Raw genomic sequence first — 3,169 nt, 5'->3', positions numbered from 1 at the left:
GGTCGAGGGGTGCTCCGGTGGGCATCCCGCGCGCGGGCAGGAGCAGCGCGAGGTCCTCGTAGACGTCCTGTGCGGAGGCCGGGCGGTGCTGCGGGTCCTTGGCGAGGAGCCGCAGGACGAGGGTTTCCAGGGCCTCGGGGACTTCGGGGCGGGTGCGGCGCACGGGCAGCGGGGGCTCGTACAGGTGCCGGTGCAGTACGCCCAGTGCCGTGGAGCCGGCGAACGGGACGTCCCCGCTGAGGAGTTCGTGCAGGAGTACGCCGAGTGCGTACAGGTCGGTGTACGGGCCGACCGCACCGCCCATGGCCTGCTCGGGTGCCATGTAGGCGGGCGAGCCGATCGGTGAACCGGTGTGGGTGAGGCGGGTGGTGTCGGTGTCCATGACCGAGGCAACGCCCAGGTCCAGGACGGTGACCGTGCCGTCCTGCTTCACCATGACGTTGCGCGGCTTGAGGTCGCGGTGGACGATCGGCACGGCGTGCACGGCGCTGAGCACGGCGCACAGTTGCGCGGCGACGGCGACCGCCCACTGCCAGGGGTACGGGTCGTGCTCGGCGAGGTGGTCGGAGAGGTCCGCGCCGTCGACGTACTGCATGACGAGGAACAGCTCCTCGCCCTCGCTGCCCGCGTCGTGCACGGTGACGAGCCCGGGGTGGTCGACCTGCGCGGTCACCCGGCACTCGCGCACGAACCGGCGGCGCAGCTCGTCGGCCTCCTGTCCGGCCACCTTGTCGGGGCGCAGCAGCTTCACCGCCACGCGCCGGTCGAGGCGCCGGTCGTAGGCCGTCCACACCTGGCCCATGCCGCCCTGGCCGATGAGCGTGGACAGTTCGTAGCGGGCGGCGACGACGCGTCCTGTCGTCACGGTCACCTGCCGCTCTCGGTGGTGCCGCCGTCGTGCTTGCGCAGGTAGTCGCTGAGTTCGTCGAGTTCGGCGCGCACCTGCTCGATACGGGCGGGCGCGGGGCGCTGCGGCGGAGGCGGTACGGCACCGGGGGCGGGGACCGGAGGAGCGGACGGCTGAGGTTGCGGCTGGGGGTGGAGCTGGGGCTGCGGCAGGACCGTGGAGGCATACGGCGGCGTCGGCGACGGCGTCTGCTGCGGGTAGCCGTAGCCGGTGTGGACGGTCGGGCCCTGGGGCGGGTAGCCGGTGAACCGCCGCTGCTGGTGCACCCTGATGTCCATCACCAGGAAGTACACGCTGCTGAAGAGGCCGAGGAGCATGACCAGGCCCATGGCGACGTCGGTCCTCGGGTCGCTCTCCGGCAGTGCGCCGACCACCGCGAAGCAGGCGATGGACAGCGGAAGGCTCGCCCAGGCCAGCACCCAGTCGACCGTCCGTCCGCGCAGGAAGGCGATCCGGAACAGCGGAGCGCAGGCGAGCAGGCCGCACGTGAGGAAGCCGGCGGCGGCGAGCAGCACGCGCAGGGTGATGACGGTGCCCGAGCTGCGGGCGGGCGGCACCGCGCCGTGGCCGTACATAACGCTCCTGAACCGGGATTCGATGTGGGGTTCGAGCGTATAGGTCGATACCGACAACAGGTCACGGGTTGTACCGAACCGTTGTCGAGCTGATCAGTCCGGCGCGACCGTTCCGTCGGTGAGTCCGTCGTACATCCCGCGCACGAGCCGCTCCCCGAGCCGACCCGCGTGCCGGAGCGCCCGCTCGAACTCGTCGAGCGCGCGGAAGCGTTCGCCGTAGCGTCGTTGCTCGTCGAGCGGGAGCCGGGGCAACTGAAGTCTGCGCACGTCCAGGCGGGTCGCGGTGGAGGCGTAGCTGCTGGCCTGGCGGTTGTTGGCGGTGCCGCGCAGGAAGCCGGCGAGGAACCAGGGGTCGAGTGCCGCCGGATCGGGGCGCAGGAGCACGAGGTTGCGTCCCAGGGCGGCTCCCGCGGTCGCCGTGTCGATCACGCGCGCCACCGAACCCCCGCCGAGGACCGGTACGACGACGTCGCCCGGTTCGGTCAGCACGGCCTCCTCGTCGCTCTCGGGGAGCGTTCCGGAAGGGTCGGTCCCGGAGAGGACGTCGTGGTCGGTGAGCACGGGCACGCGTGCGTGGCCGCCGTTTCCCCCGGTGCGGAGCATCAGGGAGCCCCCGCGCGCGAGTTCGCCGATGGTGGTGAGCGGCCACCGCGCGGGGTGCGCGGTGTCGGGTCGCCGCGGGGTGAGGTCGGCGGTCAGGCGCAGGGTCTCCCCCAGCAGTTCACGTACGGCCGTGAGCTGTTCGGCGCCGTCGGCCGCCGTGGGGGGCGGCAGGTGGCGGGCGGGGGCGAGGTCCACGTCGTCGTCGAGGAGTTCGATGACGGGCAGCGCGCGGGCCAGGCCGGGCCGTTCGGTGAAGCGGCCGGGTCGTCCGAAGGCCTGCCAGGCGTCGAGGACGGCTTCGCGCACGGCCCGCCAGTCCGGCCCGCCTCGCCCCTCACCGGCGAACTGCCCCACGTCGACCAGGAGCACCTCCGGCTGCGCGGGCGCCCTTTCCGGGCGGCGCAGCACCCACAGGTGCAGCGGGATGTTGTACGGCGGCGCCGCCCCGACCGGCAGGGCGATCACGGCGCGCAGGGCACCGCGGCGCAGCAGGTCGGCGCGGATACGGCGGCCGGAGCGGCGGGACGCCGCCGCGGGCGGCATGAGCAGGACGCCGGCACCGCCGTCCTTGAGGCGGGCGAGCGCGTGCTGGACCCAGGCGAGCTCGGACTCGGTGCGGGCCGGGAAGCCGTACTCCCAGCGCGGGTCGTAGGCGAGCTCGTCGTGGCCCCAGTTGCGCTCGTTGAACGGGGGGTGGCACAGGACGGCGTCGGCGTGCACGTGCGGATGGGCGTCGGCGCGGAGGGTGTCGCCGGTGGCGCCGCGCACGGTGGACCAGGTGTGCAGGGCGAGCCGGAGCGTGGTGAGCGCGGCGAGTTCGGGGGCGCTGTCCTGTGCGTAGAGCTTCTGGTCGGGGCGGGTGGCGGCGGCCCGCAGGAGGGCGCCGGTGCCGCAGGCCGGGTCGAGGACGGTACGGGCGGGGCCGGCGAGGTCGGCCATGAGACCGGCCAGGTCGGCGGGGGTGAGCGTGTACTGGCGCGGGTTGGCGTCGAGGTGCCGGCCGAGCAGGAACTCGAAGGTCTGCCGGGCTCCCAGCTCGGCGGCCAGCTCGGCGACGCCGCGGAGCAGGGGGGTCGAGGGGAGG

At 73.8% G+C, this 3,169-nt stretch carries 3 protein-coding genes; all 3 read right to left on the bottom strand.

What is annotated here, in order from left to right; translation table 11 throughout:
- Positions 1-802 (bottom strand): serine/threonine-protein kinase (locus tag AOJ26_RS40110; RefSeq protein WP_234358799.1); only part of this gene is annotated, 802 nt, incomplete at its 3' end.
- Positions 803-867: 65 nt separating this feature from the next.
- On the bottom strand, positions 868-1,482 hold the full coding sequence (locus AOJ26_RS40105; protein WP_053853262.1) for a hypothetical protein: 615 nt from the start codon (positions 1,480-1,482) through the stop codon (positions 868-870).
- A 93-nt stretch (positions 1,483-1,575) separates the two neighbouring features.
- A partial coding sequence (locus tag AOJ26_RS40100) for an N-6 DNA methylase (RefSeq protein WP_053853261.1) occupies positions 1,576-3,169 on the bottom strand: 1,594 nt, incomplete at its 5' end.

The sequence above is a fragment of the Streptomyces sp. NRRL B-24085 genome (assembly GCF_001282115.1).
Lineage (GTDB): Bacteria > Actinomycetota > Actinomycetes > Streptomycetales > Streptomycetaceae > Streptomyces.
The sequence above is the reverse complement of the archived record's forward strand: the minus strand, read 5'-3'. Positions and strand labels throughout refer to the sequence as shown.

Coding starts and splice junctions, on each gene's coding strand:
- AOJ26_RS40105 (WP_053853262.1), bottom strand. CDS start 1,482: ATGTACGGCCACGGCGCGGTGCCGCCCGCCCGCAGCTCGGGCACCGTC.